Origin of the sequence: Shivajiella indica, assembly GCF_042683085.1 — a bacterium.
GTDB classification, from domain to species: Bacteria; Bacteroidota; Bacteroidia; order Cytophagales; family Cyclobacteriaceae; genus Shivajiella; species Shivajiella indica.
In genome coordinates, this window is the sequence record NZ_JBHUIV010000010.1 from 592,904 (window position 1) to 618,196 (window position 25,293).

General features: G+C 38.4%; 24 protein-coding genes. 11 read left to right on the top strand and 13 right to left on the bottom strand.

Annotated features, from left to right (window positions below):
• Window position 1 precedes the first annotated feature (1 nt).
• A complete protein-coding gene (locus ACFSKV_RS05975; RefSeq protein WP_380801005.1) occupies window positions 2–1,453 on the top strand; it encodes a TrkH family potassium uptake protein in 1,452 nt (483 codons plus the stop codon).
• Between the two features lies 1 nt (window position 1,454).
• Here the strand turns inward: ACFSKV_RS05975 and ACFSKV_RS05980 are convergent, their stop codons facing one another.
• Together ACFSKV_RS05980 and ACFSKV_RS05985 are read right to left on the bottom strand one after the other, a co-directional pair.
• Window positions 1,455–3,908 carry a ligase-associated DNA damage response DEXH box helicase gene (locus ACFSKV_RS05980; RefSeq protein WP_380801006.1) on the bottom strand — a complete coding sequence of 818 codons (2,454 nt, stop codon included), beginning with the start codon at window positions 3,906–3,908 and terminating at the stop codon, window positions 1,455–1,457.
• Window positions 3,898–5,490, bottom strand: a complete 1,593-nt coding sequence (locus ACFSKV_RS05985) for an ATP-dependent DNA ligase (protein ID WP_380801007.1) — start codon at window positions 5,488–5,490, stop codon at window positions 3,898–3,900. Before ACFSKV_RS05985 ends, ACFSKV_RS05980 begins: the two co-directional genes overlap by 11 nt.
• 139 nt (window positions 5,491–5,629) lie before the next feature.
• On the opposite strand from ACFSKV_RS05985, the gene ACFSKV_RS05990 reads away from it, so the two are divergent.
• Window positions 5,630–6,142 carry a hypothetical protein gene (locus ACFSKV_RS05990; RefSeq protein ID WP_380801008.1) on the top strand — a complete coding sequence of 171 codons (513 nt, stop codon included), beginning with the start codon at window positions 5,630–5,632 and terminating at the stop codon, window positions 6,140–6,142.
• Between the two features lie 188 nt (window positions 6,143–6,330).
• On the opposite strand, the gene ACFSKV_RS05995 is transcribed toward ACFSKV_RS05990, so the two are convergent.
• The 3 genes from ACFSKV_RS05995 to ACFSKV_RS06005 form a co-directional block, all read right to left on the bottom strand.
• Window positions 6,331–6,759: a hypothetical protein gene (locus tag ACFSKV_RS05995; RefSeq protein WP_380801009.1), complete on the bottom strand. Its 429-nt coding sequence runs from the start codon at window positions 6,757–6,759 to the stop codon at window positions 6,331–6,333.
• Window positions 6,760–6,831: 72 nt separating this feature from the next.
• Window positions 6,832–7,440: a hypothetical protein gene (locus ACFSKV_RS06000; protein ID WP_380801010.1), complete on the bottom strand. Its 609-nt coding sequence runs from the start codon at window positions 7,438–7,440 to the stop codon at window positions 6,832–6,834.
• Window positions 7,441–7,468: 28 nt separating this feature from the next.
• Window positions 7,469–9,733 carry a TonB-dependent receptor gene (locus tag ACFSKV_RS06005; RefSeq protein WP_380801011.1) on the bottom strand — a complete coding sequence of 755 codons (2,265 nt, stop codon included), beginning with the start codon at window positions 9,731–9,733 and terminating at the stop codon, window positions 7,469–7,471.
• A 326-nt stretch (window positions 9,734–10,059) separates the two neighbouring features.
• Here ACFSKV_RS06005 and ACFSKV_RS06010 point away from each other — a divergent pair, with 326 nt between their 5' ends.
• Window positions 10,060–11,286, top strand: a complete 1,227-nt coding sequence (locus ACFSKV_RS06010) for a S8 family peptidase (RefSeq protein WP_380801012.1) — start codon at window positions 10,060–10,062, stop codon at window positions 11,284–11,286.
• A 46-nt stretch (window positions 11,287–11,332) separates the two neighbouring features.
• Here ACFSKV_RS06010 and ACFSKV_RS06015 read toward each other — a convergent pair whose 3' ends face one another.
• From ACFSKV_RS06015 to ACFSKV_RS06030, 4 genes are all read right to left on the bottom strand, one after another.
• Entirely contained in the window at window positions 11,333–11,554 is a 222-nt protein-coding gene (locus ACFSKV_RS06015) for a DUF3820 family protein (protein ID WP_380801013.1), read from the bottom strand.
• A gap of 5 nt (window positions 11,555–11,559) precedes the next feature.
• Complete coding sequence (ggt, locus tag ACFSKV_RS06020; RefSeq protein WP_380801014.1) at window positions 11,560–13,263, bottom strand: gamma-glutamyltransferase; 1,704 nt, start codon at window positions 13,261–13,263, stop codon at window positions 11,560–11,562.
• Window positions 13,264–13,267: 4 nt separating this feature from the next.
• The gene (locus tag ACFSKV_RS06025; RefSeq protein WP_380801016.1) at window positions 13,268–15,625 is read right to left on the bottom strand and encodes a S9 family peptidase; all 2,358 of its coding nucleotides are present in this window, start codon (window positions 15,623–15,625) and stop codon (window positions 13,268–13,270) included.
• 81 nt (window positions 15,626–15,706) lie between these two features.
• A complete protein-coding gene (locus tag ACFSKV_RS06030; RefSeq protein WP_380801017.1) occupies window positions 15,707–16,039 on the bottom strand; it encodes an Hpt domain-containing protein in 333 nt (110 codons plus the stop codon).
• A gap of 222 nt (window positions 16,040–16,261) precedes the next feature.
• On the opposite strand from ACFSKV_RS06030, the gene ACFSKV_RS06035 reads away from it, so the two are divergent.
• From ACFSKV_RS06035 to ACFSKV_RS06045, 3 genes are read left to right on the top strand one after another with little or no spacing between them, the layout of a single operon-like run.
• The gene (locus ACFSKV_RS06035) at window positions 16,262–16,414 is read left to right on the top strand and encodes a hypothetical protein (protein WP_380801018.1); all 153 of its coding nucleotides are present in this window, start codon (window positions 16,262–16,264) and stop codon (window positions 16,412–16,414) included.
• A gap of 1 nt (window position 16,415) precedes the next feature.
• Window positions 16,416–16,874 (top strand): DUF2452 domain-containing protein, encoded by a 459-nt coding sequence (locus ACFSKV_RS06040; RefSeq protein WP_380801019.1) that lies wholly within the window; start codon window positions 16,416–16,418, stop codon window positions 16,872–16,874.
• Between the two features lie 11 nt (window positions 16,875–16,885).
• Window positions 16,886–17,530 carry a DUF7255 family protein gene (locus ACFSKV_RS06045; protein ID WP_380801020.1) on the top strand — a complete coding sequence of 215 codons (645 nt, stop codon included), beginning with the start codon at window positions 16,886–16,888 and terminating at the stop codon, window positions 17,528–17,530.
• Between the two features lie 31 nt (window positions 17,531–17,561).
• Here the strand turns inward: ACFSKV_RS06045 and ACFSKV_RS06050 are convergent, their stop codons facing one another.
• Together ACFSKV_RS06050 and ACFSKV_RS06055 are read right to left on the bottom strand one after the other, a co-directional pair.
• Window positions 17,562–18,179, bottom strand: coding sequence for a deoxynucleoside kinase (locus ACFSKV_RS06050; RefSeq protein ID WP_380801022.1), 618 nt, complete (start codon window positions 18,177–18,179; stop codon window positions 17,562–17,564).
• Between the two features lie 68 nt (window positions 18,180–18,247).
• On the bottom strand, window positions 18,248–19,138 hold the full coding sequence (locus ACFSKV_RS06055; RefSeq protein ID WP_380801023.1) for a 3-hydroxyacyl-CoA dehydrogenase family protein: 891 nt from the start codon (window positions 19,136–19,138) through the stop codon (window positions 18,248–18,250).
• 150 nt (window positions 19,139–19,288) lie between these two features.
• Here ACFSKV_RS06055 and ACFSKV_RS06060 point away from each other — a divergent pair, with 150 nt between their 5' ends.
• Window positions 19,289–20,116, top strand: a complete 828-nt coding sequence (locus tag ACFSKV_RS06060) for a CvfB family protein (protein ID WP_380801024.1) — start codon at window positions 19,289–19,291, stop codon at window positions 20,114–20,116.
• Here the strand turns inward: ACFSKV_RS06060 and ACFSKV_RS06065 are convergent.
• Complete coding sequence (locus tag ACFSKV_RS06065; protein ID WP_380801025.1) at window positions 20,113–20,472, bottom strand: arsenate reductase family protein; 360 nt, start codon at window positions 20,470–20,472, stop codon at window positions 20,113–20,115. The genes ACFSKV_RS06060 and ACFSKV_RS06065 overlap by 4 nt on opposite strands.
• Before the next feature lie 102 nt (window positions 20,473–20,574).
• On the opposite strand from ACFSKV_RS06065, the gene ACFSKV_RS06070 reads away from it, so the two are divergent.
• Both ACFSKV_RS06070 and ACFSKV_RS06075 read left to right on the top strand, forming a co-directional pair.
• On the top strand, window positions 20,575–21,063 hold the full coding sequence (locus tag ACFSKV_RS06070) for a YkgJ family cysteine cluster protein (protein ID WP_380801026.1): 489 nt from the start codon (window positions 20,575–20,577) through the stop codon (window positions 21,061–21,063).
• Window positions 21,064–21,110: 47 nt separating this feature from the next.
• Complete coding sequence (locus ACFSKV_RS06075; RefSeq protein WP_380801027.1) at window positions 21,111–22,037, top strand: ROK family protein; 927 nt, start codon at window positions 21,111–21,113, stop codon at window positions 22,035–22,037.
• Between the two features lie 195 nt (window positions 22,038–22,232).
• On the opposite strand, the gene ACFSKV_RS06080 is transcribed toward ACFSKV_RS06075, so the two are convergent.
• Window positions 22,233–22,628 carry a hypothetical protein gene (locus ACFSKV_RS06080; protein ID WP_380801028.1) on the bottom strand — a complete coding sequence of 132 codons (396 nt, stop codon included), beginning with the start codon at window positions 22,626–22,628 and terminating at the stop codon, window positions 22,233–22,235.
• A 229-nt stretch (window positions 22,629–22,857) separates the two neighbouring features.
• On the opposite strand from ACFSKV_RS06080, the gene ACFSKV_RS06085 reads away from it, so the two are divergent.
• Window positions 22,858–23,355 carry a DNA topoisomerase IV gene (locus ACFSKV_RS06085; RefSeq protein ID WP_380801029.1) on the top strand — a complete coding sequence of 166 codons (498 nt, stop codon included), beginning with the start codon at window positions 22,858–22,860 and terminating at the stop codon, window positions 23,353–23,355.
• 33 nt (window positions 23,356–23,388) lie between these two features.
• Window positions 23,389–25,287 (top strand): DNA topoisomerase IV subunit B, encoded by a 1,899-nt coding sequence (locus tag ACFSKV_RS06090; RefSeq protein WP_380801030.1) that lies wholly within the window; start codon window positions 23,389–23,391, stop codon window positions 25,285–25,287.
• The last annotated feature ends 6 nt before the right edge of the window (window positions 25,288–25,293 follow it).

Below are 25,293 nucleotides of genomic sequence, written 5' to 3' on the forward strand. Positions count from 1 at the left end.
TATGATCCATTTCAAAGCCATAGGTAAAGTTATGGGAGCATTATTGATGCTCCTTGCATTATTGATGCTTCCTGGAGTTGCATTTGCTTTATATTTTGAAAGTGGAGATGAAAAAGCCTTACTCTATGCTGCCTTGGCATCTCTTTCTACAGGTGGAATTTTATTTTTTTCTTTCTCCAAACAGGATCAAAACATTAGAAAAAGAGAAGGTTACATGATTGTGTCATTAAGCTGGTTGTTAATGTCCATTTTTGGTATGTTGCCTTTTATTTTCAGTGGTACCATTACCAATTTCAGCGATGCACTATTTGAAACCGTTTCAGGACTAACCACCACAGGAGCCTCAATCCTGAACGATATTGAAGCCACTCCTAAAGGCGTGTTATTTTGGAGATCCATGACACAATGGATAGGAGGATTGGGAATTATTGTTTTGACGGTTGCCATTTTTCCTCTTTTAGGAATTGGTGGTATAGAATTGTTTGTGGCAGAATCCCCAGGTCCTACTTCAGACAAACTACATCCAAGGATCAGAGAAACAGCCAAAAGATTGTGGTTTGTCTACATGGGACTAACTTTTTTTGCAGGATTGCTATATTATCTTGGTGGAATGACATTTTATGATGCCGTCAATCATGCACTCACCACACTGGCAACAGGAGGATTTTCAACCAAAAATGCCAGTATGGCCTATTATACCTCCCCCTTTATTCAGTATACGGCTATCTTGTTTATGTTTCTGGCTGGAACCAACTTTACAGTAATTTATTTTGGATTAACCGGTAAATTCACAAGAGTCTGGAAATCAGATGAATTCAGAGCCTATGCAACAGTAATCATATTGTTGGCCCTATTGCTAACAATACCTGTTTATTATTATTCAGGCCAAGAATTGGAAAAATCTTTTAGGGATACACTTTTTCAGATAATTTCCCTGATAACTACTACAGGTTACGTTACTGCTGACTACACCGGATATCATGTTGGGCTAACTTTATTGTTCTTCATGATGTTATTTATTGGAGGATCAGCAGGTTCCACAGCTGGAGGAATTAAATTTGTGCGGCATCTTACCTTTTTCAAAAATTCCTGGCTGGAGTTTAAAAGAATTGTCCACCCTAGGGCAGTTGTCCCTCTAAAAATAAATGGAGACAGGGTCACAGGGAAAATCATCACACATATCATGAACTTTTTGTTGATTTATCTCATGATATTCACTTTTGGCTCAATTGTATTGGCACTGATGGGCTATGATATGTTGACTTCTTTTGGAGCTGTAGCAACCTGTTTGGGTAATGTTGGCCCTGCAATAGGAAAAGTGGGACCAATGGATAATTTTGCCTTCTTTGATCCTTTTACAAAAGTGGTATTGTCATTTTTGATGTTGCTTGGACGTTTGGAATTGTTTACGATTTTGGTCCTGTTCACCCCTTTCTTTTGGAGGGCCAATTAATTTATCCTTCAATCATTTGGGCTCTCATTTTTGCAATTCTATCTTCCAATGATTCAGAAGATAACTGTGCCCTCAATCTGTCTACCATAATAGGGAAAGAAAAGGGCGTGAATTGTCCCGGAACTTTCAGGATGATTTGCTGTCTGTTGATTTTTCGGATGGCTTCCAGAATTTTATCTTTTTCCATTTGCATATCCAATACTTCCCTATGCGCCTGTTTGAGCAAAAGATTATCCGGATCATAGTCTTCAAATACTCCATACAAAATACCTGAATTGGACTGAAGATGCCTGAACTTTATAGGCTTACCCGGAAAGCCCTGAAAAATCAATCCTGAAATGGTGGCAATATCCCTAAATCTCCTTTTGGTCATTTCACTTTCATTGATACAGACCAAAATATCCTCCATTAAATTATCCTCTGAAAAAACATCTTCTTCAAGAATATCCTCAATGGGAATCGGAGCGTCTGACAATAATTCAAATCCATAATCATTCATGGCTATACTGAAACTAATTGGATAAGTCACACTGATTCGGTATGCAATCAAGGCACCGAGAATTTCATGGACCATCCTCCCTTCAAATGGAAAAAAAAACACATGGTATCCTTCCCTTGAAATATTTTTCTCCACCAAAAGAGTTTGGCTATCAGGAATTAAAGAAAGTCTTTCTTGCAAATCTAATAGGGGAGCGATATAGGCCACTTCTTCCGATTCAAAAACGCCTTTGGAGGCATTTTCCAGGATTTCCCTGATTTTCCCCGCAAGTTTTGAAGTTAATGAAATCCTCCCACCCATGTAGGATGGGGTATTATTTCCTTTTTTGGTTGACAATTGGACAATTGCGCTCATGTCCCTGATAGCCACAAACTCCAGATTTCTCCCTGAAAAGAAAAAACGGTCTCCAGGTCTTAACCGGGATAAAAAATATTCTTCAATCATCCCCAAATAAGTACCATTTTTAAACTTAACCTTAAGCATAGGGTCACTGACAATGGTCCCCATGGAAAGCCGGTGTCTCATGGCAGTTTTTCTGTCCTTGACCCTAAACAGCCCTGATTCATCAACTTCAACTTTGGAAAATTCCTCATAACTGCCCAAAGATTTCCCCCCTTCTGTGATAAAAGATAAAACCCAATCAAAATCATCTTGGCTCAAATGTTCAAAAGTATAAGTGTTTTTGATAACTTGAAATATTTCAAGGGGACGAAATCCTTCTCCCACAGCCAAGGTGATCAAAAATTGGATAAGCACATCATAAGTCATTGTCGGGGTATGTAAACTTTCCATTTCTCCCTTTTCCATTGCATTCCTTAATGCTGCCGCTTCTATCAATTCCAGTGAATGGGTAGGGACAAAATAGATCTCACTGGGAAGACCTGGTTGATGCCCTGACCTTCCTGCCCTTTGCACAAACCTTGATACACCTTTTGGGCTACCTATCTGGATGACCGCATCCACGGGCCGGAAATCCACCCCGAGATCCAAAGAGGAAGTGCACACCACTAATTTCAATTTACCGGAATGTAATGCTTCTTCAACCCATGTTCTAACACTTTGATCCAATGACCCATGATGTAATGCAACCAATCCCGCCCAATCAGGCCTTTTGGCCATGATATGATGATACCAAATTTCTGTCTGTGCCCTGGTATTGGTAAAAAGCAAAAGGGATTGATGCGATTCAATAATTGGGATGACTTTATCAATCAGTTTTATTCCCAAATGACCTGACCAAGGATATTTTTCCAACTCATCCGGGTACACTGTTTTTAAATGGATCTCTTTATTGACCTTCGCTTTGACGATATGAATGGGCAGTTCCTTTCCCAGCAAAACCCTACAGGATTCCTCCATGTTTCCAATGGTTGCTGAAATACCCCAAAGTCTGAATTTTCCAGGGCAAATGGTTTTGATATAGGCCAAAGCCAATTGAACCTGTACCCCCCTTTTATTTCCCATCAATTCATGCCACTCATCAATAACTATGGCTTTCAAGTTTTGGAACAACAGTTGGTTATCTTTTTGCGCCAGAAGGATATGAAGAGTCTCAGGGGTGGTCACCAAACATTCAGGAGGTTTTTTTTTCTGAGATTGCCGCTCTTTGGAATCGGTATCTCCATTCCTGACAGAAACTGTCCAGGGTAAACCAATACTGTAACAGACTTCCTGCATGGCTTTTTGAATATCCTGGGCCAATGCCCTTAGAGGAGTAACCCAAATAAGTTGGATGCCATTGTTTTTGGGCCTTTGCCAGTCTTTGGGATTTTGGGCAATGTATTCCAAAAGAACGGGGATCCATAAAGCAAAGGTCTTACCGCTCCCGGTTGGCGCGTTGAGTAAACCTGATTTCCCCTCCAAAAAATCATTCCATGTCTGGATCTGAAAAGGAAAAGGTTTCCATCCCTTCCTTTCAAAATAGTCAAAGGCAATCCTCAGTTCTTCATTTTTCATAAGCTGACAATAATGCCTTTAAATCATCAAGCGTATTGGCTTCAATTATGGGTTTATCCATTCTCCAACGCTGAATTCTTGGAAAACGTAAAGCAATTCCTGATTTATGCCGGGGGCTCTTTTGTATGCCTTCGAAGGCAATTTCAAAAACCAGTCCTGGTTTTACGGTCCGCACTGGACCGAATTTTTCCAAAGTGTTCTGCTTGACATATTTATCTACCTCCCTTATTTCTTCATCAGTCAAACCCGAATAGGCCTTTGCAAATGGCACAAGATGACCGGAATCCCAAACAGCAAAGGTATAATCTGTATAGAGATCTGCTCTGCGCCCATGTCCTTTTTGGGCATAAACCATCACACCATCTATGGTCAGGGGATCTATTTTCCATTTCCACCAATTTCCTCTTTTTCTTCCCGTTTCATAAAAAGAATCGGTTTTTTTCAGCATAAAACCTTCAGCCATCATTTTTCTGGAATCTAAATGGATCTTTTGAAGTTCCTCCCAATCTTCCGCCCTAATTAGAGGAGAGATGATCAGTTTTTCATGGTTCAGCCTAAAAACTTCTTGCTCTAAGATCAACCTTCTTTCCTTCATAGGGATATTCCTTAAATCTTTCCCTGAGAATTCCAGTACATCATAGGCTATAAAACTGACAGGGGCATCCACTAAGATTTTTTTACTTAAATTTTTCCTTCCAATTCTGGTTTGGAGCAAAGAAAAGGGGAGGGGTTTACCGTTCTTGAAAGTAAGAATTTCTCCGTCCAAGACCGTTCCATCGGGCAATTGGGAAGCCATATCCATTAATTCCGGAAATTTTTCTGTAACCAGTTCCTCTCCTCTGGACCAAATAAATACAGAACCCTTCCTTTGGATGACCTGTCCCCGGATTCCATCCCATTTCCATTCCACCTGCCATTCCCCAACAGTTCCCAGTTCAGAAGATTCTTTATCCAACGCATGGGCCAAATAAAAGGGATAAGGTCTAGAAAGATCATCTGCCTTATTTTTTGATAAAATCAATTCCTCAAAGCTAATGGTAGAAGGATTCCAATCCCCCATGATCCTATGGGCCACTTCAGTTTTTTCCATTCCAAAAGCTTCCCCTACAGCTTGGGTAACCAGATTTTGGCTCACACCAACTCTAAAACCACCTGTTATGATTTTTGTAAACACAAAAATCTCTTCCTTTCGCATTGAAACCCAAGCCTGGATAATTTTTTCCCTTTTTTCGGTCTCATTGAGATTGTCCAATGCCATCAAATAATTGATCCAATAATGAAGGGGATGGTCCTGAACTCCTTCATTTAAAGGTAATAACAGGGACAAAGTTTCTGCTAAATCCCCAACCGTATGGTAGGACTCCTCGAAAAGCCAATCCGGAATCCCTGTCAGTTCACAACACCATGTTCTCAACGACCTTGTACTGACTTGTCTTTTGGGCCTTTTATGGGAAAATAGTGCAATGGTCCACAATTTATCTTCATCATCTGCCTGCAAAAAATAAGATTTTAATGCCTCCAATTTATCTGAGGTTTTATTGCTTTGATCCAGATGGAGAAATAATTCGGCAAACAATCTCATACAAACATTAAGTTTTTTGATAGAAACGGGAATATGTGACTTGCTTCACGTTTATTGGAAAATAAATTATTTATATTTCAACCAAGAATTAAAACTTCATGCCCTTTGAGGGCGTAATTACTAAAAAAACACAACTGCTATGAAAAAGTTAGCAATTTTATTTCTTGTTGCTATTGCCTTCTATTCCTGTCAGGAAAAAGAAGAAAGTATTTATACAGGAAATGAGCTCATCTACAACCTTTATCAAGGCTCTGACTTCGATTATACCGGAAAAGTCAATGCAAGGGAAATGGCCAATGGAGATATTGAAATCACCGTGGAACTGATAGGGAAAAAAGAAACAGATCCTTATTATTTCCCAGCCCATCTTCATTTTGGATCTTATGACTATCAGGATTCTCCTACCGCTTATTTATTAAATCCAGTGGACATAAGAGATCTGAAAAGTATCACCATTTTAGGGAATTTGTCCGATGGTAGAAAGTTAAGTTTTGATGAATTCAAAAATCTTGATGGGCATGTGAAAGTACATCTTGCCGATTCTGGACCGGAGTATCAAATCATTTTATCTGTAGGGAATATCGGAAAAAATGACAATAGTCCACAAGCTTTCAAAATCGAAAACATGACCATGTGTTCTCCCTATTACTAGGATAATTCAGGATTCTGTGATACAAGTAATACTTTTAATATAAAAAAATGCTGTCCGAAAAAGACAGCATTTTTTATTACCAAACCTCTCAATCAATCAGGTTTATTTCAATTATTGAATTTTGGAATTTGTATTTTGGATTTTGGTAATTGGTAATTGGTAATTGGTAATTTATTATTGACAATTCCTCACCCTTCTTCTTCCATAACTTTTGGGGCCAATAAGACCTTCATTTTTCCGTGAATTGCTACAATTTCATCATGCATGACTTTCTGGTATTCCAGATGTTCGGCATCACTAAAGGGTTTACTTGGATTGTGTACATGGTATTTCCTTTGGTGCTCATCATCATGTGAATGTTCAAATCCGGGAACTTCAATAATGTCTTTATCCCAGATTTTTAATTCATCTTTGAGATCAGTATACTCTATTTCGGCCTCTTTGAGAGACTTTTCAAAATCCATTATTTCTTCTCTTAAGTCAAGGGAATTTTGGTGAATGCTGTTGGCCTCTTCTAGTTCTGGGGTAATTTCTCTATGTTCATGTTTATGACCGGAACAAGAAAACAAGGTGGAACAGATCAAGAGCGATAAAATAAGTATTTTAGAACTTTTCATATAAATAGAATAATTATTGATCCTAAATATATAAAAAAAGGCTACTTAATTTAAAAGTAGCCTTGCTATTTCTTAAGGATTTAATACCAGAGGGAAGGTAATATCCAAATCTGTTTCTCCTCCTGCCTGCACGAAATTTTCCCAGTTTGGGTTGTTTGCTCCAGTGAAGTCTTTGTTCAGGTCATGCCTTAAAATAAGTCTGAACTGGGCATTGTTAAATCCAGGGGCCGGAGATACTTGGACAAAGCCTCTCAATCCAACCGGATTTCCATTTAAATCTTCATCGTCATAGGTATAAGTTAGAACTGGAGAACTGATAAAAGCAGTTCCTAGAAAGAAAAACTGATGTTCATCTGCTTCCTCCAAAATTTCTTCAGTAATATCCTCATTTTCAACACTATTGAACAATTCAATCTCCAAAAGGTATTTTTTACCTGTATTCAAGGCAATGGTTTCAATAGTTGGGCTGCTTCCTAACTCCAAGCCTTGGGAATCAGATGCCTTAAATTCCAGAGGCGTTCCAATGGGATTATTGTTTTCATCAAGCTCTGTAAAAATGAGCGTCACATCAGTGATTAATTCCTCTTCATTTTCCGGTACCGGATCATCACTGGAACAGGAAGAAAAAACAAATACAATTGCGAATAACAATAGAAGTGGTTTGATGTTGAAATTTTTCATTTTTATTTAATTTAATTGGTTTAATTATTTAGAATTCATAATTGAGTTTAAGGAATACATTTCTTCCTATTTCATGGGTAAAGTAACGGAAGCGGTTCATATAATCTTTATATTCAGTATCAAAGAGGTTTTGAACTTGGAGACCGATATTCAGGGTATTTCCCTTGGTTTTAATACTGCTCTGAATTCCCAAATTCCAAATGGAATAGGATGGGGGAGCAGGAGCAAAATCAAAATCAGGTTCCCTGGTCTGTTGGGCGACAGTTAAATTGCTCAGGAATATTTTTGAGTTAAACTTTCCTCTTTCCTTTTTCAATTGAAAGGAAAGCCCATTTTCCATTCTATCGGCAGGGATAAATGGTAGGTAGGAATTTTCTGTTAAATTGACAGCTCTGACCAAAGAAGATCTGTTAAAAAATTCCCATCTATCAGTTATCTCCCAAACTGCACTCAGGTCAGTACCCCAAAAACCGGCATCTGTCTGAAGGTATTCAAAAACATTGAAGGTTCCCCTTATGGTGATCAATTGCTCTTCAACAGGGTTCAAATAGATATAATTATTGATTCTATTTGTATAGGCAGTCAATTCTATATTCAACTTGCTATCTGCATAATTAAGACTGTTCAGCCACTTATAAGATTTTTCACTTTCCAAATCCGGATCACCAATTTCTATGGCTGCCAGACCATGGTGGAGTCCTTGACTAAACTGCTCATTGATATTTGGTGGTCTCCAAGCTGTTGCCAGATTGGAATTAAATGTCCAATTCCTGGAAAATGCATACATTCCTCCTAAAAAGGCTGAAAAATTATTGAACTGGTAACTTCTTTCCTGAAGTTCCCCAGATAGAATTCTGGCGGCCTCTATCCATCTATAATCATATCTTAATCCCCCTTCAATCTCTAGTGGACCACTTGTAAACTTTTCTATAAGATAGGCGCCAATATTCAGCATATCAAAATTTGGAATCAAAGGAACCACACCCGTTCCCTGGATATTGGAGTTTGCCTGTTGGATCAAACCCAAACCGATAGAACCATCCCAGTTTTTCCTGGTTTGGTGGGTATAGGTAAAATCCAGGGTGTTGGTGAACAGTTCCATGTCAAGGGAGGGCCTTTCATTAAGATCACCTCTTCGCCTGTCAAATTCTTGCCTATGGTTTCTCTGAAAGGCATATTGTAGATTAAGCTTTGCACCATCATTAAGATGGTAATGTATTTTAGCTTTAAAAAGCTGGTGACCGACTTCTTGCTTGGGATTGGTGATATCATATGTAAAATCCGGATCACTAAATGGTCTACCATTTTCAATAATTTCTTCCAGATCAGATAAATTTCCTGTATGGGAATCCCGAAGAATTCCGATAGTCGTTTGAAAATGGCTAAAATACAGCTCCGTACCCAATTTACTGCTGCTATACCCCATTGCGCCGGAAAGGTTAAATTCCCTAACCCCGGTATTATCCAACATGTAATCCGGAGTTTGAATATTTCCTGATATTTTGGAGGAGGTCTGAAATCGGTATCCCAATCCTGCAATTTTGGAAGAGCCACCTGTAATATAGGCCGCTCCGTTAACACCTCTTCCATTGGAAAATCCAATCAAATCCACTTCACCATTAAATCCTGCTTTTACCGGTAATGGGGCGGGATTGACCAATATGACACCGCCCATGGCATCAGGACCAAAACGGACAGATTCGGCCCCTTTAACTACAGCAATTTCTTTTGCCAGAAATGGGTCAATTTCAGGAGCATGTTCAGCACCCCATTGTTGACCTTCCAGTCTTACCCCATTGTTCAAAATCAAAATCCGGTTACTGTGCAGTCCATGAATAACAGGCTTTTGAATACTGGGGCCTGAAGCATAACTTGTAACTCCAGGAATTCTTTTTAAAGTTTCACCGAGGTTTTGTCCTCTACTTTCCCTTAAGACATTGCCATATAAAGCGGATACTGCATTGGAAGTCAATAAGGCATCCTGATGACCATGGATATCCACACCTTCCAGATCAATATCCTCAGCCACCAACCTAATGGTCAAATTGGTATTTGAATTAAGTGAAATTTGTTCCAAATATTCCTTATGGCCCATATACTGTACTTTCAGGGTAATTGTCCCAGAACAGACATTCTGTATTCTAAAATTTCCTAAGGCATCTGAAATGGAACCCTTTTCGGCTTCGACAAGCCAAATAAAAGCACCTTCAATAGGTTCATTGTTTTCCAAATGGATGATCTTTCCTCTGATGTTAAGGTTACATGGCTCCTGTGCCTCTAAAGAGGTAAGCATGAGGAAGAAAATAATAATGAAAGAAATACTTGCCTGGAGCATAAATGAAACTATGTTGCAAAAATAAGGAAACATGAGGATACACCCAATAAAAAATGCAACTTTGTTTCATTTAAAAGAGAGAATTAAACCGAAGGGATAAATAGTTTGCAGGAAAAAGTGAGTTTTTTATTGATAATTATCTCATTTGAAGCATAAAAATCTAAACTAAAAAATGTTTTTTAAATTTAATTTCTTGCACAATATTGTTAAAATGGAATTAATTGCATTATTTAAAAACAGCAAATTAAATTTTGCATCATTTAAAAACCCTAACAATTATTATTATGCTAAAACCTTATTACAAATTCCTTAAAAGGCCTATAGGTATGGCTGCAATTGCTATTAGCTTACTTACACTATCCTGTCAGGAAAACCAGGAAATTCCGGTCTTAGAAACGGAGGATCAGTTTTTAAGATACCAACAAGGGGACATCATCCCTGGAAGTTTCATCATTGTATTGAACCCTGATAATATTACTTTTAGAAAAGGCGGAAATTACGAAGTGAATCAAAGTGCCATGCGTGTAATAGCGAATGAGCTTTTGTCAAAATATAGGATTTCAGAAGAGAAATTAGGTCATGTTTATGCATCTACCTTGGAGGGATTCTCATTAAGGTTAACTAAGGATGAATATGAATTGATTAAAAATGATCCGGCCATAAAATACATTGAACCGGACCGTATGATGAGCATTGCCCAGGGAAATAGACCTGGAGGTGGTGGAGGAGGTGGTGGATCCACTGGCCAAGAAGTTCCTTGGGGAATCACCCGTGTGGGTGGTTCCGTCAATTATAGCGGCAATAATGTGGCCTGGGTAATTGACACAGGAATTGATCTTACCCACCCGGATCTCAATGTGAGTTCAACCGATGGATTTACAGCATTTACTTCTGGCAGGGATGCAAACTTAAACGATGGAAATGGCCATGGAACCCATGTGGCCGGTACAATTGCTGCAATTAATAACAGTATTGGAGTTGTGGGTGTTGCTGCTGGAGCACCTGTTGTTCCAGTAAAAGTTTTGGATACCAGAGGTTCCGGATCATATTCAGGTGTAATAGCCGGAGTTGACTGGGTAGGAGGAAAAGCCAAATCAGGCGATGTTGCCAATATGAGTTTGGGCGGTCCTGTTTCCCAAGCATTGGATGATGCTGTTTTAGCAGCATCCAATAAAGGTATCAAGTTTGTGATTGCAGCTGGAAACAGTAGTGCAAATGCCAATAATTATTCTCCTGCTAGGGCAAATGGTAACAATATCTGGACCATTTCAGCCATGAACAGTTCCAATGTATTTGCCTCATTCTCAAATTTTGGAAATCCTCCTATTGATTATTGCGCACCAGGTGTGAGTATCAAATCAACCTGGAAAGGAGGCGGGTACAATACCATCAGTGGAACTTCAATGGCAGCACCACATGCTGCAGGAGTATTGTTATTAGGTAGTGCAAAGAGCTCTGGAACGGTTAGTCAGGATCCTGATGGCAATGCAGATCTAATCATATCCCGTTAAAGTCAAAGGAAAATAAAAAAGGAACTGGAAAAATCCAGTTCCTTTTTTATTTTTTGACCTGTTTTTTCAACTCTACAAATATCCCTTCCAAACCATTAATTCTGATTTCATATAGGGTGTGAAGCCACATTCCCAACTTTCCTTCAGGAAATCCTTGCCTATGCATCCAAACTAAATAATGTTCCGGAATATCACAAAGCAATCTTCCTTTGTACTTCCCAAAAGGCATGGTCTTGGTAACCAGATCCATTAAAATTTCCCTATCCATAAATTTTAAAATCCAACCGCCACATCATCTCCTCTTCGATCAGCTCCTCCTTCAAGCTTACCATCTGGTAAAACCAGAATGGCATCTACTTTTCCAAGTATCGGAGTGTATCCTTCATTAATAATATAGCTCTTCTGTTTTAAAGCTTCTAATGTAGCCTTATCAAAACCTTCCGGTTCAAAATTGATGTAATCTGGCATCCATTGGTGGTGAAACCTTGGCGCATTGACTGCCTGCTGCATGGTCATCCCAAACTCCACAACATTTAGGATGGTTTGCAACACTGAGGTGATGATAGTTGAACCACCTGGAGTTCCTACAACCATCAATAGCTCCCCATCTTTTTCCACGATTGTGGGAGTCATGGAACTGAGCATTCTTTTTCCAGGAGCAATACTGTTTGCCTCAGCTCCAATAAGTCCAAACATATTGGGAACACCTGCCTTTGCACTGAAATCATCCATTTCATTATTGAGGAAAAAACCCAGTTCATCACTGTACAGTTTTGAGCCATAGGCACCGTTCAGGGTGGTAGTAACTGCCGCTGCATTTCCGAATTGATCCACAATGGAGTAATGGGTAGTTTCATCACTTTCTACAAACTGTATCTGCCCTTGGGAAATCTCAGAGGATAATGTAGCTTTTTCGGAATCAAAAGATTCCATCCTATACTTTAAGTAATCCCTATCTAAAAGTTGGCTGACCGGAATTTCCACATAATCTGGATCACCCAAATAATAATTCCGATCCGCATAGGCCCTTCTTTCAGCTTCGGTCAGCAATTGGATATAGTCAGGACTGTTATGGCCCATTCCTGCAAGATCAAATGGCTCCAGCATTCCTAAAATCTGGGCAAGGGTAATTCCTCCGGAACTTGGTGGAGCCATGGAAATCAATTGATAATCTTTGTATTGAAACAAAATCGGATCTCTCCACTTTGCTTCATAGCTGGCCAAATCTTCCAAGGTAATGATTCCTCCTTTAGATTGGATAAAATCTACCAATTTATGTGCTGTTTCACCTTTGTAGAATTCTTCTTTCCCATTTTTTGCTATCCTTCTTAGAGTTTGGGCCAAGGCAGGATATTTGATGGTATCATTTGCTTTAAATTCTCTGGCGAATAGGGTGTTTTCCCCGTTTACTTTGATGAAATCAGGTCTGGAATTGGATAGTCTTCTTTCTTGGTTTTCTGTTACGATTACTCCCTTTTCTGCCAATTCTATTACCGGTGCAAGAATCTCTTCCATTGGTAAAGACCCCAGTTTTTCATGAACAGCAAATACACCTGAAATTGTACCTGGTACCCCTACGGCCAAAGCCCCTAAAGTACTCAGTCCCTGAATAACATCCCCTTTTTCATCCAAATACATATCCCTGGTGGCTGCTAATGGTGCCTTTTCCCTGTAGTCAATGGAACCTGAGCTTCCATCTGCCAACCTATAAACCATAAAACCACCCCCTCCAAGATTTCCAGCAAAAGGATAAGCTACTGCCAATGCTAGTTCGGTTGCTACCATCGCATCAAAAGCATTCCCCCCTTTTTCCATCATTAAGAGTCCGATTTTAGATGCTTCTGCTCTTGCTGTAACCACCATGGCTTTTTCAGATAAAAAACCACGGCCTTCTGTAGATATCACATCCTTTTTCCCACAGGAAAAAACTAGGAAAAAAATTCCAAATACGATGCTTAATTTTAGTTTATCCAACATTTTTTCAATCAATCAAAGTGTCATTGAACAGTTTCAAAATTCTTTTGTATTCATCAGTCCAGCTACTGGCCTCAACGAAACCATGGTCTTCCACAGGATAAATAGCCATTTCCCAATTATCCTTCCCCAGTTCAATAAGTCGTTGTGCGAGACGCACCACATCCTGAAAATGAACATTGATATCAATCATACCATGGGCAATCAATAGATTTCCTTTTAATCCTTCAGCAAAATAGATAGGAGAGGAGCGTCTATAGGCGATTGGGTCATTAAATGGTTCGTTTAAAATGTTGGATGTATATCCATGATTATAGTGGGCCCAATCAGTAACAGACCGAAGTGCAGCTCCGGATTTAAATGTTTCCGGTGCGGTAAAAAGCCCCATAAGGGTAATAAATCCCCCATAACTGCCTCCATAAATCCCTATTCTACCTGCATCTACACCATAATTGGCTACCAAATATTTGGCACCATCTACCTGGTCAGACAGGTCTTTTCCTCCCATATGCCTATAAATTCCCGTTCTCCAATTTCTTCCATAACCTGCAGAGCCCCTATAATCAATATCCAGCACTGTATATCCTAAATCTGCCAGAAGGTTATGAAACATATACTCCCTAAAATAACTTGACCACCATTTATGAGCATTTTGAAGGTAACCGGCACCATGGACAAAAATGATTGCAGCACCATTTTTCTTATCCTCTTTTGGAACATAAAGTCTGGCAGGAACCATTGCTCCATCTGTTGCTTTGAAGGAAATCAATTTCGGCTCTCTCCAAGGATAAGATTTAAATTCTGCACTTTGGCCATGGGTAAGTTGCACAGGATTTGAATTTGGAAGATTTTCCTGAAAATACAATTCCCAGGGTTTATTGCTATAAGAATACAAAATGGCCAAATGCTTTTCATCCGGTGACAAAAAAACTTCATTATTTCCCTCCATTGAGGTCAATTTCTCCATTTTACCACCCATCAATGGCATCATATACAAATGTCTTTCACCAGGATGAACCTCAGAGGTACTGAGGAACCAAAACTTTCCATTATTGGAAATTTTAGGATTGAAAACCTCATAATTACCTTTTGTCAATGGCTTCTTTTGGCCATTGCTCACATCAAGAATATATAGATGGGAATAACCGGTTTCTTCTGACTGAAAATAAATATGTCTGTTATCAGGTAGCCAACCAAAAGTGCTGCCCCCCATATTCCATCCTATCCCAGGACCTGCAATCCATGCCTCATCCCTTTGCCTGTCCAGATTTTTTATTTCTCCTGTTTTCAAATCCAACAGTGAAATCCAACGGTCTTTGTTATCCACTGACCGGATATTTACCACGGTATATTTCCCATCCGGTGAAAAACTCGGTGCTGAAATAATAACTTCCCTTTCTTTTGCCTCCCATTTTTTTTCAGGATAATCTTTCACATAATCCGGCAAATCTTTAATTCCGGGAAGATTGTCGGTTTTCGCAAAATATACTGTATCTTTCTTTAAATCGTAAATCGCCAATTCCACTTTACTGGGTTTGTCACCCACCTTGGATCTGGCGGGAAGGTCTGTAGTATAACCGGAAAAGTGGGCATAATCCGGAACGTCAGTCCTTTTGTTATCGGCCCTTGAAATCAGATTGAAAGTAACAAAGGTTTCATCAGGGCTCAATTGAAGGTTACTCAAAGATTTATTTCCTGTATAAAATGTAAATGGTTCCGGGTCTGATATTGCTTCATTGTAATTTTTGGTTTTTTCCTTTTTCTCTTCTCTTTCCCTTACTATTTGAAGCAATGCCAGGTTATCCTCTTTCAGCCATTCTTCCCTTTTTTCCAATTTTTCGGTTTTTTCTTCAGGTTTGTTCCCGGATTTGATCTGTGTAATTTTTTCCAATTTCCCGACTTTAAGGTCATATACATACATATTATTGGAAGATTGGAAAGCTATTCTGCTATCATTTGCCAAAAATTTCGCATTATTAATTCTGTCACCGAGTGAGAGAAGCGTTTTCCTTTCTCCGGAAAGTATATCAAAAAGAACAAGGTCACCTGATTTCCCAAAAACTTTGTGCGTTTTGGCCATATTTATATCCGCATTGGCCGGTACGATTCCTTTTTTCTCCGCTACACTGACTTTTTCAATTTGGGAAGGGTTTTTAATATTTATTTTATAAAGGGAATCAGCCGGATTGCCTTCTGGGTTGTAATCAAAATAGATGGTTTCCCCTTTGTCATCCCATTTGATATTTGAAGGGAAGTACCCTATCCATTTGGGATCCTGCATTATTTTCTCTACACTTAAGGTCTGGGCATAGCTAGAATGACTGTAAATTAAAAGGACTAATAATAGAAATTTTAGGCGTTTCATAAAATTTGAATTTTCTCAAATATGTGCCCAAAAAAATAAAAAGAATAAAAAAATTACATGAGAGTACTATAAATGGGAAGATTAAATTGTCTTCAAAAATTTTTCCAGTTCATCCTCAATTATAGCAATATGTTTTAAGAGTGTTTCATATTTTGGCGCAGAATTCTCCAGATCAGCTTCTATTGCTTCCAGAATTTTCCTGGTATCTACAGCACCCACATAGCTCATGCTAGGTTTGGCTTTATGGCATTTCTTTTTGATGGTAGCAAAATCCTTGGCTTCATATAATGGATGTAAATGCTTCAAATCGTTCAAATTGGTATCCAAAATGATCTGAACCATTTCCCTGAGCATTTCTTTATCGTCATCACCAAAATACTGAATAATGGTCTGCGGACTAATCAGCTGATACATAAAAATCTATTTTAGCACAATTTTGCATAATTTACACAAGTTTATGCATTTCAAATAAATAAAAAAAGTGTTTTCCACAAAATAGACAAAAATAGTTTGATGATTTATATTGTACTTTATGTCAAAATTTAATTTTTTTTACGGTTTTTATTGCGTATCAATACCTTAACTTTGGATGTTTTTCAAACTGTTTTGTTGGGAACTTGGTTAAGCTTACTGATTATGAATAAAAACAAGTTGATCTTTCTGATTATTGCAGCGGTTTTCCTAATCACCATGATCTGGATTGGAATAGATATCTCCAAAAGAACGACTTTTCCCGGTTCAAAAGGAAACCTAAAAGAAAGAATAGCACCATCGGATACAATCAAATAAAATGGCAAGCGGACGAAAAATAGAAGTGGACAAATTGGACCTGGAAAAAATGAAGGAAAAGACCACTGAAATTCCTGGTCTTTTACCATATGCCCATCAGAGTGGAAGTGCCGTCATCAAGCCGGAAGATAAGGGTAAAATTACAGGAAGGGCTGTAGCTGCCATGCATTCCCAAACAGATATGCAGATGGCACAGATCTACCAACAAATGCATTTGTTGGCAGAACAGGCCAAATCCATCCAGAAAAGAGTGGAAATTTCAGAAAGGATTTACCGTACCCCTATGAATTTTGAACCCTTGATCAACCACCATTATTTTCTGTATGAAAAGGAAGATGGAACTGATTTTTTGAGTTTAGTAGCTCCTGAAGAGTGGGGAAGAAAGCAAAAATTTTCAAAATTTCTTGCTGAAGTTAAACTCTTAGCCGACCACACTTGGGAAATAATTCGTAAAGGGTAAATAACCATTTTATGCGTCAGCTAAAAGTCAAAAAGCTTATAGACATCATTCAAACAACTGAACTTCCCATTGAAATTGACTTCAATTTGGAGGTCAATAAAGGTTATCTAAAAGGAAAAGGAGAGGAACTCTTAAATGATGTATTTCAGGAATTAGAAGGCAATGGACCAGCCCCTTTATTGGAAAGAATTAAAATAGATTTTAAGATCAACCGTTTTCTTTTTATTTATGACGATGAAGTCCATTTCAATAGATATAGGTTAATTTCTTTAAAATCAGAGATTTATAATACTTTTTCTTATCCATGGAGAGATGCATACTTACGGCTTTGCAGAACCTTTGAAAAAGAATGTCAAAAATCCGGTTCCCAGGAACGCATTTGGAACGGACCGCCTTTGGCTACCAAAGTATTTGGGAAAAGTGAGGCCTTTGGGGAACTGATTGGTAATGGTTCTTCCGGTTGGAAACTCAATGCCTATAATGATGCCCAATACGATCTGCTGAGCAGGTTACATGGGTATAAAATCATCAGGATTCCGATGCATGAAAACCTGATGATTGGAGGAAGCCTCAAGAAGATTGACGAATTATTGATTCGGCCTACCGAACAAATGGAACAGGGAATCAAAAATTGGTTCTTAAGAAAATTGGAATAAAAAAGCCATCAAATAAATTTGATGGCTTTTTTCAAGCGAATAGACCATAGATTTCCCTATCTATCCGCTCAACAATGGATGAAAAATCTTCCGGATGTGCTACAAAATCCAGGTCATTGACATCCACCACCAATAGCTTTCCTTTATCATAATTGGAAATCCAATCTTCATAGTGGGCATTCAAATTCTTCAAATAATCTATTCGGATTGAATTTTCATAATGCCTCCCTCTTTTTTCTATTTGACCAACCAATTTTGGAATATCAGCTTTTAGATAAACCAATAAATCCGGTGGTTTTACAAAGTTGATCATAGAATGGAATAGATTGAGGTAATTTTCATAATCCCGGTCAGAAATCATCTTTGACTTATGGAGGTTGGCAGCAAATATGTAGGCATCCTCATAAATTGTTCTGTCCTGAATGACGGATTGACCGCTATCCCTGATCCTTTTGATCTGATTAAACCTGCTGTTTAAAAAATAAACCTGCAAATGAAAGGACCATCTCTTCATATCCTCATAAAAGTCTGCCAAATAGGGGTTATTTTCCACTGCTTCCAATTCCGCATTCCAACCATAATGTTTTGCCAATTTGATGGTCAGAGTGGTCTTTCCACTTCCTATATTTCCTGATACTGCTATATGCATTTTTTGATTACCTAGTAGAAATATATGGCTGAATTTTCGCCATACCATTTCCAAAATAAACTACTTTATTACTTCTTAAACTGAGGAGAAACAACAAATTCTTTTACTCCAGGGGTATATTTGTAAAAACCTTCACCTGATTTCACCCCTTTAAAGCCTGCTTCCACCATGTTCACAAGTAAAGGGCAAGGAGCATATTTGGGGTTACCGAATCCATCAAACAACACCCTTAGGATAGATAGGCAAACATCTAACCCAATAAAATCAGCCAACTGCAAAGGGCCCATTGGGTGTGCCATGCCTAATTTCATTACGGTATCTATCTCTTCAATCCCAGCTACCCCTTCATATAATGTATAAATGGCCTCATTGATCATAGGCATCAAGATCCTGTTGGCCACAAATCCAGGATAATCATTCACTTCAACCGGCACTTTATCCAGCTTTTTGGAAAGATCCATTATTTTGGAAGTGACTTCGTCTGAGGTCGCATATCCTCTGATCACTTCCACCAATTTCATGACCGGAACGGGGTTCATGAAATGCATGCCAATGACTTTATCCGCTCTACCTGTTACTGCTGCAATTTTGGTAATGGATATGGAAGAAGTGTTGGTAGCCAAAATGGTACTTTCCTTGCATATTTGATCAAGTTGCCTGAAAAGGTCCAGTTTAACAGAAATATTTTCGGTTGCGGCTTCAACTACCAGATCAGCACTTTTCACCCCTTCCTCCAGATTGGTAAAGGTCTTTATCCTACCTAATGCCATCGCTTTGTCATCCTCTGTAAGGGTCCCTTTTGAAATTTGTCTGTCAAAATTTCTTGAAATAGTAGCGAGGGCTTTTTCCAGGGCATTTTGCTGTACATCAATTAAAGCAACTTTATAGCCGTTTTGGGCATAAACATGGGCAATGCCATTTCCCATGGTTCCTGATCCTATCACTGAAATGTTGTTCATCTTATTTGGGTTAAATATTCTGATTTTTTATTTATTAATGAAAAACCTGGCCAATGGTTCTGGAATTTTCCCATCCATGCAGGCTTCAAATCTAAACCGAAACAGAAGTAAATCCAATTCCTAATCGTATAAAATAGTTACATTTGGAGCATGAAAGAATTGGGAAAAATTAACAGCCTATTGGTCAATAGATTTACACCAAATGGAGCTTATTTGGCTTTACGGGAAGGAGGGGAAGTATTATTACCAAAAAGTTATCTAAAAGGAACTGAAAAAGAAGGTGATGAAATTGAAGTATTTGTTTATACAGATAGTGAAGACCGTCCAGTTGCGGTAACCAACAAACCTACGGCCTTATTGGATGAATTTGCCATAATGGAGGCAAGAGAAATAACAAAATTCGGCGCATTTATGGATTGGGGTCTTCCCAAAGATCTTTTTGTCCCGAAAGCTGAAATGGCAAAACCAATGATCAAAGGAGAAAAATACCTGGTCAGGATCTGCAAGGATTATAAAACGGATAGATTGATCGGGGTTTCCAAATATGAGGATTTCCTGATCAAAGATACCCGTGGATTTGAAGAGGGACAGGAAACTGAGGCAGCTATTTTTGAAGAAACGGATCTTGGTTACAAAGCCCTTATTGAAGGGAATTTTGAAGGCCTTCTCTATAAAAATGAGGTTTTTCAACCTTTGGAAATCGGCGATAAAATCAGGGTATTCATAAAAAAAAGGAGAGAAGATGGAAAATTGGATTTACAGCTGTTACCAAGGGGAAGGGAAAAATACGAGGAAGGGGCTGAAAAAATCCTGGAAGTTTTAAAAATCCGGAAATTTTTGCCCCTTCATGATAAATCATCCCCTGAGTCCATTAAAGAATTACTGGGAATGAGTAAAAAACATTTCAAGCAGTCGATCGGTCAATTATACAAAGCAAGAAAGATTGCCATCAAAGAAAACGGGATTGAACTGATTTAATCCAATTCCAGAATGGAATTGGGTGTTATGCAAAGCACCGCCTTATTCTTTTTAATGGCAATGGGTGCTTTGATCAGATGGGGATTTCTGGTCAGGATATTTAACCAGCCCTCTTCGTCCCAAGTTTTCCCTGCAATTTTACTTTGATAATCCGGATGCGCCCTGTTCAATAGGTCTTTAGGTCTGAGGTTGAGTTTTTCCAGAATGGTCTGCCAACCGGTCAATGTGATGCGCTCTTTTTCGATGTTGATCTCATTGATGTGCTGGGCAATGGATTGGGCATAAGCCCTCATTTGTTTGTCTACAGAATGGGTAGGGTTAAAGTAGAAAAACAGCTCATTGGGGTGCATTTTCATAGTGGCTTAGGTTTAGGTTGTTTAATTTACTAATTAAACGACTGAAAACCAAATAAATATATATTAGTTATTGACCTATATTTACTTTGAATATTATGAAAAATGGATTTGGATAATTTTAAAAACAGGTCTAATACCGAATATGCTACAAACAAAAAGCTGGTAGGGAAATTAAAGAAAACTAAGGGTAAAATCCTCGACGAAATATTTTCTATTTCCCACGATACTGCTTTCAGCAAAATCAATTGTCTTGAATGTGCCAACTGCTGCAAAACCACAAGTCCAATTTTCTTAAAAACTGATATAGACAGATTGGCAAAGGTTTTCAGAATGAAAAGTGCTGATTTTATGGATCAATATTTACATAGGGATGAAGAAGGCGATTTTGTACTGAATTCTGCTCCTTGCCCATTTTTAAATGAAGACAACACTTGTTTGGTATATGAGGCAAGGCCCAAAGCATGTAGGGAATATCCCCATACCAACCGAAAAAACATGCATGGAATTTTGAATTTAACCTTAAAAAATTCCCTAATTTGCCCTGCTGTATATGAAATATTTCAAGACATTGGCAAAGATTTTAGGAAGTAAGCAAATCTCTTTACTATTTTAGTGACTTAAACCTATTAAAAATAACCATGAATAAAGACCAAGAGCATTTTTTGGGTGTCGATGTGGGAGGTACCCATTTGAAAATCGGCCTGGTAGACAGGCAAGGTGAAATTCTTTCATTTGAGAAAATAGATACTGCACCCTACAGAGATGATCCTAAAGGTTTCAACCATAGGTTTATCAATGGTATGGGAAAAATACTTGAGAAATATCAGGGAGTAACCAAAGTGGGTATAGGACTTCCTGGCCTGATATCCAAAGATAGGACTACGACTTTGGAAATCCCGGCAATTCCCGGTTTGAATGGTTTTAACCTCAAAGGTGCCCTAAAGGAAACCTATCCGGGCGTTTCATTTTTCCTTGAAAATGATGCGGCTGCCGCTGCCATAGGGGAGTACCGGTTTGGCAAAAACAATCCACCTGAGGATTTCCTTTTTATTACTATGGGAACAGGAATTGGAAGTGCTTTGGTTTTGGATGGAGCGATTTTTCAAGGGGCCAGAGGAAACGCGATGGAAATGGGTCATATGCTTTCCAGAGGAAACGAAGGTCTTGAAAAACTAATCGGTAGAAATGGTATCCTGAAAATTATGGAAAGGTTTATCCAGGCATATCCGAGACTGGCAGGTGAATTAATAGATAAAGAACTGGGAACCCATTTATTGGTAGATACTGCCAAAGCAGGTAATGAGGTGTCCTTGATGGTATTCGAAGAAGTTGGAAGAATTCTTGGAGAAGCTATTGTATCCACCATCCGGATTTTGGATGTCACCAATGTGTATTTCGGAGGTGGAATTTCTGCAGGACTTGAATTTATGATGCCTTCTTTGGATAAAACGGTCCGTCAGTTCCTTACGCCTTATTATGTGAAAGACCTGAATTTGATGAAAGCCACTTTAGAAAATAATGCCGGTACTCTTGGTGCGGCCGCCTTGTGCTTTTTGGAGGATTGAAAAAACTTTGATTTAAATGAGAGCCTGCCCTTATTTTTGGTCAGGCTTTTTTCATGTCACATTTGTCCAAGTCAAGAAAAACCACTTCAAATGTTCAAAAAATGGTCTTTTATTTAAAAATTAATTCATTTTTTGAACATCATTATTTTTTTGACCAGCGTCAAAATAATTAACTATCATAATAAAAACTTTCAATTAAGGATTAAGGGTGCTAATTGTTACCTCGCTCACCCTGCTGATGGCATTGAGCCTGAAAATTACCTTCATAGGCTCTTCCTCTATGTTTTCATTCCCACAGCCCGGACCCGGTTCAATAAAATAAATGAAAAATGTTTGGCTCCGGTCAGCCAATTCCACTTTATCCGGCCTTCCAAAAGTTTTGATCAATGCCTGGTTGTCTTTACCAAGCAGGTCATTTTTAACCGCACGAAAATTTTCAAGGTCATTTGCCCTTAAACCAAGGCAACCGTTCCTATCCTTTTTCCAATTGCTAAGGTTCACTCCTCTAACCTCTACTTTTGAAGAACAGGCCATTACAAGTGAAAAGAATAAAATAAAGCCCGCTAAGCTCTTGATTTGAATCCTAAACATCAGTTCTGGTGAATAAATGGTAAATACAAACCCATAAAACAGACAAGGGGCAAAACTAAATTAAAATTTCCTGTTTTTTACTGCTGCCCATTAACTTAAATTGACTTGATCTCAGGCATTTCCATTTTTTAATAGACCAAGTCCTTATTAAAAACCAAAAAAGGGAAAAACAGTTTCAGTCTAGTCTCCTTTTTAATATTTATATTAGCGCGCAAAACGACGATTGATTATGTATTACCGTTTCGGAAAAGTTTTCCATTTCCTGTCAGTTCTATTATTTATTTTCTCTTTTTTATACACCTATTCATCACTTTCTGAATTGGTTGTTTTGGAATTCAATGATGAGGGAGTTGCTGTTAAAAGTATGGGTAAAAACGCCTTTTTTTACACAGGACTTATTATTTTCATTATTTTGAATATTCTTTTATTGACCCCTGCAAAATTAATTGAGCAGCAAAGCACAAAAAATCTTAAAAGATTATTTCCCATTGGGGATAGATTCAGAGACTACATGCTGACCTGGATTTATTCATTTGTCGGAATCGTGAATTTATCCCTAAGTATCCTGGGACTTTTTGTCCACAGTATCAATAACCAAAATGAAATCAGCACAGGAAGTTTTGCTTTCTTCTTTTATCTGATTCCAATATTTTTTGTAGTTTGGATCATTGGATTATTCAGGATATTGTTGAAAAAATTCACTTCAATACAGACTACCGAAAAGTAAATCTTTAAACACCAAAATTAAAGGATTAAGTAAATGGCAGAAAACGTACAGTATACCGAGGACAGTATCAAGTCATTGGATTGGAGGGAACACATCAGGCTTAGGCCGGGTATGTATATCGGTAAATTGGGTGATGGAAGTGCACAGGATGATGGTATATATGTGTTGGTAAAGGAAGTGGTCGACAATAGTATCGATGAGCATATGATGGGCTATGGAAGGACCATTGATATAAAAATTTCTGAGCATAAGGTTGAAGTACGGGATTATGGCCGTGGTATTCCATTAGGAAAAGTCATCGATTGTGTTTCCAAAATAAATACCGGGGGCAAGTATGACTCCGGCGCATTTCAAAAATCAGTAGGCTTAAATGGCGTAGGTACAAAAGCAGTCAATGCACTTTCCGATTTTTTCAAAGTCCAGTCTTTTAGAGATGGGGAAACAAAAATGGCCGAATTTGAAAAGGGCATCTTGGTCAATGACCAAAAAATAGAAAAAACCTCTGAAAGAAATGGAACTAAAGTGGTCTTTTCCCCAGACAGTACAGTATTTAAAAATTATCATTTTATTCCCGAATATCTTGAAAACCAAATCTGGAACTATGCTTTCCTGAACGCAGGTCTTACCATCAATTACAATGGGAAGAAATACTTTTCCGAAAGGGGATTATATGACCTCTTATTAAGAAAAGTGGATGAAGACAGCGTTAGATATCCCATTATTCATCTTAAAGGTAATGACATTGAAATGGCCTTAACCCATTCCAATCAATATGGGGAAGAATACTATTCATTTGTCAATGGACAGTTTACAACTCAGGGAGGAACACACCTTGCCGCTTTCAGAGAAGCCATAGTCAAGACCATCAGGGAATTTTATAAGAAAGATTACGATGCTTCCGATATCCGCCAAAGTGTGGTCGCAGCTATTGCTGTGAGGGTTCAGGAACCGGTTTTTGAATCCCAGACCAAAACAAAATTGGGTTCACAGAACATAGGGCCGGATGGGCCAACACTCAGAACTTTCGTGAATGATTTCATCAAAACAGAACTTGATAATTACCTTCACAAAAACCCTTCAGTAGCTGATGCCCTTTTAAAAAGGATCCTTCAATCCGAAAGAGAAAGGAAGGAGATTTCCGGTATAAAGAAACTGGCAAATGAACGGGCCAAAAAAGCCAATTTACATAATAAAAAGCTAAGGGATTGTAGGGTTCATTATGATGACCCCAAAGGGGATGATGAACAAAAAAACAAAACCATGTTGTTCATCACTGAGGGTGATTCAGCCTCAGGTTCCATTACCAAATCCAGGGATGTGCAGACTCAGGCCGTTTTCTCTCTAAGAGGCAAGCCTTTGAACTGTTTTGGCATGACCAAAAAAGTAGTATACGAAAATGAGGAATTCAACCTGCTTCAGCATGCCCTGAATATAGAGGATGGAATTGAGGGATTAAGGTATAGGAAAATCGTCATTGCTACAGATGCTGATGTGGATGGCATGCATATCAGGTTGCTGATCATGACCTACTTTCTACAGTTTTTCCCTGATTTGGTTAAGAATGGCCATTTGTTCATCCTTGACACCCCACTTTTTAGGGTTAGGAATAAAAAAGAGACCATTTATTGTTACACGGATGAGGAACGTCAACGAGCGATTCACAAACTTGGAAAATCTGCCGAGATTACGCGTTTCAAAGGTCTTGGAGAGATTTCTCCTGATGAATTCGGAAAATTTATTGGGGAGGATATCCGCTTAGACCCCATTATTTTGAGCAAGGAAACCAAAATTGCAGACTTATTGAATTTCTATATGGGTAAAAATACCCCTGACCGTCAAAATTTTATCATTGACAACTTAAAAATTGAAAAAGATATTGTATTTGATGATCCTGCCAAAAACGAAGAAAAAGAGGAAGTTGAAGCAGCCTAATTGTAG

Bases quoted from the DNA above. Each gene is read 5' to 3' on its own strand.
- ACFSKV_RS06050 (WP_380801022.1), bottom strand. From the start codon at position 18,179: ATGCATATAGCAGTATCAGGAAATATAGGAAGTGGAAAGACCACTCTG.
- ACFSKV_RS06055 (WP_380801023.1), bottom strand. From the start codon at position 19,138: ATGAACAACATTTCAGTGATAGGATCAGGAACCATGGGAAATGGCATT.
- ACFSKV_RS06000 (WP_380801010.1), bottom strand. From the start codon at position 7,440: ATGAAAAATTTCAACATCAAACCACTTCTATTGTTATTCGCAATTGTA.
- ACFSKV_RS06075 (WP_380801027.1), top strand. From the start codon at position 21,111: ATGAATAAAGACCAAGAGCATTTTTTGGGTGTCGATGTGGGAGGTACC.
- ACFSKV_RS05975 (WP_380801005.1), top strand. From the start codon at position 2: ATGATCCATTTCAAAGCCATAGGTAAAGTTATGGGAGCATTATTGATG.
- ACFSKV_RS06005 (WP_380801011.1), bottom strand. From the start codon at position 9,733: ATGCTTACCTCTTTAGAGGCACAGGAGCCATGTAACCTTAACATCAGA.
- ACFSKV_RS06040 (WP_380801019.1), top strand. From the start codon at position 16,416: ATGGCAAGCGGACGAAAAATAGAAGTGGACAAATTGGACCTGGAAAAA.
- ACFSKV_RS05985 (WP_380801007.1), bottom strand. From the start codon at position 5,490: ATGAGATTGTTTGCCGAATTATTTCTCCATCTGGATCAAAGCAATAAA.
- ACFSKV_RS06045 (WP_380801020.1), top strand. From the start codon at position 16,886: ATGCGTCAGCTAAAAGTCAAAAAGCTTATAGACATCATTCAAACAACT.
- ACFSKV_RS06065 (WP_380801025.1), bottom strand. From the start codon at position 20,472: ATGAAAATGCACCCCAATGAGCTGTTTTTCTACTTTAACCCTACCCAT.
- ACFSKV_RS06090 (WP_380801030.1), top strand. From the start codon at position 23,389: ATGGCAGAAAACGTACAGTATACCGAGGACAGTATCAAGTCATTGGAT.
- ggt (WP_380801014.1), bottom strand. From the start codon at position 13,263: ATGTTGGATAAACTAAAATTAAGCATCGTATTTGGAATTTTTTTCCTA.
- ACFSKV_RS06015 (WP_380801013.1), bottom strand. From the start codon at position 11,554: ATGGATAGGGAAATTTTAATGGATCTGGTTACCAAGACCATGCCTTTT.
- ACFSKV_RS06070 (WP_380801026.1), top strand. From the start codon at position 20,575: ATGGATTTGGATAATTTTAAAAACAGGTCTAATACCGAATATGCTACA.
- ACFSKV_RS06060 (WP_380801024.1), top strand. From the start codon at position 19,289: ATGAAAGAATTGGGAAAAATTAACAGCCTATTGGTCAATAGATTTACA.
- ACFSKV_RS05980 (WP_380801006.1), bottom strand. From the start codon at position 3,908: ATGAAAAATGAAGAACTGAGGATTGCCTTTGACTATTTTGAAAGGAAG.
- ACFSKV_RS06080 (WP_380801028.1), bottom strand. From the start codon at position 22,628: ATGTTTAGGATTCAAATCAAGAGCTTAGCGGGCTTTATTTTATTCTTT.
- ACFSKV_RS06025 (WP_380801016.1), bottom strand. From the start codon at position 15,625: ATGAAACGCCTAAAATTTCTATTATTAGTCCTTTTAATTTACAGTCAT.
- ACFSKV_RS06085 (WP_380801029.1), top strand. From the start codon at position 22,858: ATGTATTACCGTTTCGGAAAAGTTTTCCATTTCCTGTCAGTTCTATTA.
- ACFSKV_RS05990 (WP_380801008.1), top strand. From the start codon at position 5,630: ATGAAAAAGTTAGCAATTTTATTTCTTGTTGCTATTGCCTTCTATTCC.
- ACFSKV_RS06035 (WP_380801018.1), top strand. From the start codon at position 16,262: ATGAATAAAAACAAGTTGATCTTTCTGATTATTGCAGCGGTTTTCCTA.
- ACFSKV_RS06030 (WP_380801017.1), bottom strand. From the start codon at position 16,039: ATGTATCAGCTGATTAGTCCGCAGACCATTATTCAGTATTTTGGTGAT.
- ACFSKV_RS05995 (WP_380801009.1), bottom strand. From the start codon at position 6,759: ATGAAAAGTTCTAAAATACTTATTTTATCGCTCTTGATCTGTTCCACC.
- ACFSKV_RS06010 (WP_380801012.1), top strand. From the start codon at position 10,060: ATGCTAAAACCTTATTACAAATTCCTTAAAAGGCCTATAGGTATGGCT.